Consider the following 6,825-nt stretch of genomic DNA (forward strand, 5'->3'; position numbering starts at 1 on the left):
ATAAAAATCGCTGTCATAAGTAATCTCTCCAACGACAGAAGCTTGGGGTTGATCATTACCTAAAACGGCACACTCGACTTCTCTAGCGACGACACCAGCTTCTACAACTAGTCGGCGGTCATAACTGGCAGCATTATCTAAGGCGGCTTCTAATTCTGGGCGCGATCGCACTTTGGCAATACCCACTGATGAACCCAAATTAGCAGGTTTCACGAAAGCAGGATAACCTAATGCTGCCTCAATGTCATCACACAGTTTCGGAAATACGCAAGGATTAGACCAAACCTGCCCTCTAGTTATCGCCTTATATTTTACCTGTGGTAATCCTGCTTGCTCAAAGGCCATTTTCATGGCAATTTTATCCATCCCCAATGCCGAACCTAACACCCCAGAACCCACAAAGGGGACTTGCATCAAGGTAAGTAACCCTTGAATTGTCCCGTCTTCACCGTTGGGGCCGTGGAGAATGGGAAACCAAACATCCACTTGGGCAACTTGAGAGGGAGATTGCCATTTACTCAAAGTTTGAGCTTGAGGGTTGGATGTCAGATTTCCCACAGATGTTGATTCTTCTGATTCTAGTAGCGGAGTGCCGGTTGCTAAAACCTTTTGGGGTGCGTCTCCCGCAAGAGTGCGGCCATCCTTTTGGATGTAAAAAGGCAGTATTTCGTACTTGTTAGCATTTTCCTCTGCACTCAAGGCTTTAGCGATCGCCCGTGCTGATTTGATTGAAACTTCATGTTCTCCCGAACGACCGCCAAACAATAACCCCACCCGCAGTTTAGTCATTTTCGGTTCCTCGACACTTCTCAAGGAGATAGCGTATCATAACCGACAAAAGTTGCCATATTTTTCTATATTATTTATTGGCTGTTTTAACCCTGGCTAGAAAAAACTCTCCTATTTGAGGTGTCAAATTATAGCGATGTCTTGGTACAGATGCAGCGTAAAATCGTGGCGAATTGAGGGTTGAAATTTAAACGCAGAGGGGCGCAAAGGGAAGCGCAAAGGTTCGCAGAGAAAGCGATCGCACTTAAACTTTATGCTGCAACCCAACATCCAGACTTTTATATTCATTTGTACAGTACGTAAATTCTAAGATATGTTGCAGGTGTAGTGCTATGTAGAGGAAGATTCATTACACCAACTGCTTGTGGTGGTAAAGTGAGATAGCCGTTGAATCCAGTATCGATGACAAAATCCAATGAAAAATCTGGTTGCTCAAGGAAACGAAAAATTACTGGAACTGTCGCCTTACCACCAGCTAACCGTCCGTAAATCATTCGGTTGTACGCTCCATAGTCCCACCGAAGCCAAATGCAGCGTCATAACCTATTCGCATCATAAATAATCTAGCGTTTGGGTTTTTCTGCTTTAACTTTAATCCTGGTTCTATTCCAATTTCATCAATTCCATACTCACCAGTCTCAGCGTCAATGACAATCATCTTGCCAATATTGTCTCCATGTTCGACTATTGAGCGAATCTCCCGATCATAGAATTGATTAGCTCTTTGGGCGACTTCTTCTACAGTCCAAAAAATAGCCTGCATAATCACACTTGGCTTTTGATTTTGAATTATTATATAGGAATCCGGTTTGATTTTTGAACAACATTAAGTATTTGTAGGGTGCGTTAGCGACAGCGTAACGCACCATTCTTAAGGATTCGGTGCGTTACGCGAAACGCTAACGCACCCTACATATCTGTTCAGAAATCAAATAGTAGTCCTATAGCTGTCAAGGTGGGAGAATTACTACAAGATGTTCGTCAGTGCATTGAAACTCTCGGACTGGAACAATTAGAAAATGTTGGGTCTGCAATTAAAATAATCGTGTTGTCAGCTACAGTTATATTCTACGAGAGTGAGCAACAATATTGATAACTAACTAGAAATGCAGCCCTACCTGTAAAAGATGCTGCCGTTTCATGAAACCCAGAATTATTGTTTGTGGCTTAGGACGTACCGGATATAAAACCTTTCGTCTGTTGAGACATCAGGGAGCCTTTGTTGTTGGTATTCATCACCAATCTATCCCTGGCGAAACAGCACCAGATGTGATTGTTGGCGATTTACAAGCAGCTGCTACCCTAACAGCAGCAGGAATTCAACAGGCACACACTTTAGTCATCGCTGGATCTAAAGATGCTGTGAATTTGTCTATTATGATGCAAGCGCGGGTGCTGAATCCCCAGATTCGGATTATCAATCGTTTTTATAATACAAATTTGGGGGAGCGCCTAGATCAAAGTTTGCCAGACCATTTGAGTATGAGTGTTGTGGGATTAGCAGCACCGGTATTCACCTTTGCAGCAATGGGAAACCGAGCGATCGGACAAATCAAATTATTTCAGCAAACTTGGCCAATTCATGAAGAATACATTGATGAAAACCACTTCTGGAAAGGTCGAAAGCTGAGTGAATTGTGGGAAGAGCGATCGCGGATGCTGATTTATTACTTGCCAGTAAAAGGTGAGATGGATTTGGTGTCGGCTGTAATATCTGGACAAGAGATCCAAGTAGGCGATCGCTTAATTATTGGTACTCAACCCCGGATCCGTTCTCCTCGCAGATCATTAATTAGAAAACTGCTGAAAGTCTTTACTAATTTTAGGCAGTTTCAGCAACACGGGCGATCGGTAGTGGTGGGTGCGATTGTCCTATTGGCGGTTATTGCGATCGCTACACTCACCTATATGTCGGCTGAGTTGAGTTTATCTCCTGTTGATGCTCTATATTTTTCTGTAGGTATGATTACGGGAGCGGGTGGTAATGACAAAGTAGTAGAAAATGCTCCTAACAGTATTAAATTATTTACCGTTGTCATGATGCTGGTTGGAGCAGTGGTGATTGGTATTTGGTACGCAATGCTCACCGATTTTGTCTTAGGAAGCCGCTTTAAGCAATTTTGGGATGCAGCCAGAATACCCCAGCGATCGCACTACATTGTCTGTGGCTTGAGTGGTATTGGGTTGAGAATTGTCCAGCAACTCCACGCCAGCGGACATGAAGTTGTAGTAGTTGAACCTGATTCCAACAACAAATATATTAACACTGCCCGCGAACTCGGTATCCCCGTTATTCAGGGCGATGCCAGTTTCCGCACAATACTCAAAACCAGCAATATAGACTCTGCCGCCGCAGTGCTTGCTGTTACAAGCAATGATGCTACCAATCTGGAAATTGCCCTCAAAGCCAAAGGCTTGACACCTAGCATTCCGGTGATTGTTCTTTATGCCGATCCCGATTTTGCTGGCATAGCGCAACAGCTATTTGGCTTCGAGGCCGTACTGAGTCCAGCTGAACTAGCAGCCCCAGCTTTTGCTGCTGCTGCACTAGGGGGACGCATCCTTGGTAATGGCATCACAGCAGATAGTCTTTGGGTGGCTTTTGCAACTGTGATTACACCTTCACACGTCTTTTGTGGTCAGTGGGTAAAAGATGTAGCGATGTCGGCTGATTGCGTACCTTTGTATGTAGAGAAAAATCATCAAACTCTTCATGGGTGGGATTTATTAGAAACTAATCTCAGTGTTAACGATGTTTTATATATGACTATGCCAGCGACACGACTATATCAATTGTGGCGCCATGAGCGAGTTTGCGAATCACACACATAATTCGTAATGTACATCTGGTGAAAAAAATGTAGAGACGTAGCACTGCTACGTCTCTACAAGGGTTCTGGGTAACGCATATTTAATTTCTACCAGACGTCTAATGTACACCGTAGCTTTGCAAGCGAGGAGCTTGCTCAGATGTACCCCATGTGATTAGGAAACGCTATAAGTACGTTGGTGCGAAAAAAATCAAGTATGTTACGAAACGTAAATACGCCTTAAACCCTTATAAATGACGAAGGACAAATGACAAATGACAGCTTTAGGCAGTTAGTTTTATTTGCGTCGCTCTACTTATACCATTTATTTGTTAACTACTCGTTGTTGATATTCCTGCTCTGTAATCATATCGAGAGTGTTTTCTAGGCGATCTACAAATACAATACCGTCGAGATGATCATATTCGTGTTGAAAAATCCGAGCGATAAAATCGGCTAATTCTTGCTTTTGTAAGTTTCCTTGACAGTCAGTGTATTCCACTTCAATAGCTTTATACCGAGGAACTAACCCCCTAATTCCTGGAACACTTAAACAGCCTTCCCAATCTTTGACAACTTCAGTTGAATGAGCAATGATTTTGGGATTAATCATCGCAGTAGGTTCCATTACCGGAGCGTTGGGATACCTAGCATTAGGATGGGAAGCCACAATAAATAAACGATAGGATTGTGCTACTTGAGGCGCAGCAATTCCTACGCCGTCAGCTTTGACAACAGTGGCGATTAAGTCTTCAATTAATTTTTGGATATGCTCATCTTGAATATCCTCAACCCAAACAGCTTTTTGGCGTAATGTTGGATTGCCTAATTGAATTATTGGCGCTAACTCAGTCATGATAAAACTCCTTTAACGTGAGTTCGACAAGTCTTATTTGACCTCTCCGACACGGAGAGGGGAGCAAAAAGCTGAATTTTTCGTTGCTCCTCCCTTTCCGTTTCCCAGAGGCAGGCTGGGAGGGAGAGGTTCATCGAACTCACGTTCCTTTAAGTAATGGAGAATGGGGCATTGGACAAATGACAAATGACAAATGACAAATGACAAACGACAAATGACAAGCATTATCCTTCACGTCTCACGGGTAAAGGAGCAGGTTCTACTCTTACTTGGACAATTTGCCCATCGCGTTCTACTTCTATTGGTAAGTTAGTACCGATTTTGCTCTTTTCTACTAGCTTTTGTACTTCTTCAATTTTAGTAACAGGCTGGCTATTAATGCTTTTAATCACATCACCAACTCGTAGTCCAGCCACAGATGCAGGCGATCGCGGCACAATCTCAACCAACAAAACGCCCTCATCTGCTGTAAAATTTAAGCGATCGCCTGCTTTATCTTTTATTCTTTCTTTAATTTCTGGTGTCAGTGTCACCATCTGAACACCTAAATAAGGATGATCCACCTTACCTGTAGCAATTAATTCTTGGGCAATTCTTTGCACAGTATTAATAGGGATAGCAAATCCCAAACCTTGAGCGCCTTGAATAATAGCTGTGTTCATCGCAATTACTTGACCACGAGCATTTAGCAATGGCCCACCGGAATTACCAGGGTTAATCGCAGCATCCGTTTGAATGTAATCAACCCGCTTGTCGCTAGCACCAATATCGCTACTAGAACGACCTGTAGCACTAATAATCCCAGAAGTAACGGTATTATTCAAGCCTAAGGGATTACCGATGGCAACTACTGCTTCTCCTGGTTGCAAAGCATCGGAGTTACCCACAGATAGAGTTGGCAGATTATTGGCATTAATTTTGATCGCCGCCACATCCGTTACTGGGTCTTCACCCAACACTTTACCCTCAAAAGTCCGCCCATCTTTGAGTGTGACAGTCACTCGATCAGCACCATCTACCACATGAGAATTGGTCAAAATTTGACCTGAAGAATTAATGATAAATCCAGAGCCGCTACCCCGCTCTACCCGTTGTCTAGGCTGTGGCGCATCGTCTCCAAAAAACCGCCGGAAAAATGGATCGTTAAATTCGTCTGGTACGCGAGAAGTGATTGTTCGGGAAGAGTCAATACGAACTACCGCAGGCCCCACATTTTGCACTACTTTTACCACAAAATTAGGATCTCCAGAGGAAGAGATAATTGGCGGGGGGACAATTACCGGATTAGGTTGTGTTGTGTTTTGGGCTTGAGTCTGATTTTGTCGAGTCTCAAAGGTTTTAGCCGGAAGAAGAGAGCAGCTCCCCAGGAACACCACTGTTACCCCATATAAGAGCATCCACAACCTATGGGGTAAACGCCTGCTATGAATATTTTTGGGCGCTAAATTATGGTTTGTTGTCTTCATGTGTCGTTGCTTCTCCGTATCAGTCAGTGGGTGTTAGGATCTTGCCTACTGGGTATGTCCCAAAATGATTACAACTTAAAAGCTTATTTTAGGTCTAGCGTGTCTGGATGCTAAATTGGTGCTTTCTCTTCTATTGTGACGATTAGCAGCAAAGGTGGTGGATAATGGAAATTCCCATAGAAAGTCTGTGGAGTCAGGTACTAGAGCGCCTACAGCTTGAACTATCCCGACCCACCTTTGAAACTTGGATCAAAACTGCTAGTGCGGAGCGATTAGAAAATAATTGCTTGGTCATCCGTACTCCTAACCCATTTGCTCGTAATTGGTTACAAAAGTATTACATCAATACTATTGCTCATGTAGTGCAAGATATTCTCGGTCATCCTGTGGGAATTTACATTACCGTTGCTAAAGGTGATGAAGTTTCTCATTTTAGTGAACGAGAGGTTTCTTGGGAATCACCCAATGTCAGCACTATTTCTGAAGCCGTTCCTAATCACAATCATAAAACTACTGAATTAAACTCTAAATATGTCTTTTCGCGATTTGTAGTTGGTGCTAACAATCGGATGGCTCACGCTGCTTCTTTAGCAGTTGCAGAATCTCCAGGTAAAGAGTTTAATCCTTTATTTTTATGCGGTGGCGTAGGTTTGGGTAAAACTCATCTTATGCAAGCTATTGGCCATTATCGCTGGGAAATTTATCCGGATTGTAAAATATTTTATGTTTCTACGGAGCAGTTTACTAATGATTTAATTACAGCGATTCGTAAGGATAATATGCAAAGTTTCCGAGAGCATTACCGAGCGGCTGATGTTTTATTGGTTGATGATATTCAGTTTCTTGAAGGCAAGGAATACACCCAAGAAGAATTCTTTTATACTTTTAATACTTTACATGAAGC

Annotated in this window: 7 protein-coding genes; 2 read left to right on the forward strand and 5 right to left on the reverse strand. The window is 42.9% G+C overall.

From position 1 onward, the window contains the following. From LC605_RS30075 to LC605_RS30085, 3 genes are all read right to left on the reverse strand, one after another. The coding region (locus tag LC605_RS30075) for a D-alanine--D-alanine ligase family protein (RefSeq protein ID WP_229551087.1) at positions 1–789 on the reverse strand (789 nt) is incomplete at its 3' end. Between the two features lie 284 nt (positions 790–1,073). Further along, positions 1,074–1,283 carry a hypothetical protein gene (locus LC605_RS30080; protein WP_229551088.1) on the reverse strand — a complete coding sequence of 70 codons (210 nt, stop codon included), beginning with the start codon at positions 1,281–1,283 and terminating at the stop codon, positions 1,074–1,076. Further along, positions 1,280–1,552, reverse strand: coding sequence for a hypothetical protein (locus tag LC605_RS30085; protein ID WP_229551089.1), 273 nt, complete (start codon positions 1,550–1,552; stop codon positions 1,280–1,282). The genes LC605_RS30080 and LC605_RS30085 overlap by 4 nt, the downstream gene beginning before the upstream one ends. A gap of 377 nt (positions 1,553–1,929) precedes the next feature. Between LC605_RS30085 and LC605_RS30090 the strand changes: the two genes are divergently transcribed. Continuing rightward, positions 1,930–3,621, forward strand: coding sequence for an NAD-binding protein (locus LC605_RS30090; protein ID WP_229551090.1), 1,692 nt, complete (start codon positions 1,930–1,932; stop codon positions 3,619–3,621). A 303-nt stretch (positions 3,622–3,924) separates the two neighbouring features. Here LC605_RS30090 and def read toward each other — a convergent pair whose 3' ends face one another. Together def and LC605_RS30100 are read right to left on the reverse strand one after the other, a co-directional pair. Beyond that, positions 3,925–4,455: a peptide deformylase gene (def, locus tag LC605_RS30095; protein ID WP_229551091.1), complete on the reverse strand. Its 531-nt coding sequence runs from the start codon at positions 4,453–4,455 to the stop codon at positions 3,925–3,927. A 224-nt stretch (positions 4,456–4,679) separates the two neighbouring features. After that, positions 4,680–5,921 (reverse strand): HhoA/HhoB/HtrA family serine endopeptidase, encoded by a 1,242-nt coding sequence (locus LC605_RS30100; RefSeq protein WP_229551092.1) that lies wholly within the window; start codon positions 5,919–5,921, stop codon positions 4,680–4,682. A gap of 164 nt (positions 5,922–6,085) precedes the next feature. Here LC605_RS30100 and LC605_RS30105 point away from each other — a divergent pair. Beyond that, the coding region (locus LC605_RS30105; protein ID WP_229551093.1) for a DnaA/Hda family protein at positions 6,086–6,825 on the forward strand (740 nt) is incomplete at its 3' end.

It is taken from the genome of Nostoc sp. CHAB 5836, assembly GCF_020829445.1.
Lineage (GTDB): Bacteria > Cyanobacteriota > Cyanobacteriia > Cyanobacteriales > Nostocaceae > Nostoc.